Origin of the sequence: Mesorhizobium sp. M2E.F.Ca.ET.219.01.1.1, assembly GCF_004016445.2 — a bacterium.
Lineage (GTDB): Bacteria > Pseudomonadota > Alphaproteobacteria > Rhizobiales > Rhizobiaceae > Mesorhizobium.
The window spans coordinates 1-370 of the sequence record NZ_SADT02000102.1 but is presented as its reverse complement, the minus strand read 5'-3'; the positions used below and the strand labels follow the sequence as shown (position 1 = coordinate 370).

Genomic DNA, 370 nt, shown 5'->3' with positions numbered 1-370 from the left:
CTGCCCGATAGCACAGGCTCTACCCGGTCGCCGAGCCGGCGGGCGCTTTCAGGAAGAGCCGTGTCCTGGATCAGAACGACCGAGCGTCCCTTTGATCCGGTCCGGGAGCTATTTCTGCCGGAAGGCGGTGTGGAACGATGTCACCAGCGGCCCAAGGATATAGTCGAGCGCCGTGCGCTCCTCGGTGACGATCATCACCGAGGCCGGCATGCCGGGATAGAGCTGGATCTGCGGGGCGGCGGCGAGTTCCTGCCGATCAACCGCAATGTCGGCGACATAGTAGGGAAACCCGGTCTTGGCATCGGTGACGCGGTCGGCGGAGACGCGGGTAACGCGGCCGTGGATGACCGGCGTCGTGCGCTGCTTGTAA

At 65.1% G+C, this 370-nt stretch carries 1 pseudogene; it reads right to left on the bottom strand.

The window, feature by feature from the left end:
• Positions 1 to 108: 108 nt before the first annotated feature.
• Positions 109 to 370: pseudogene (locus EN862_RS35105) on the bottom strand (HlyD family secretion protein); the annotation flags it as partial.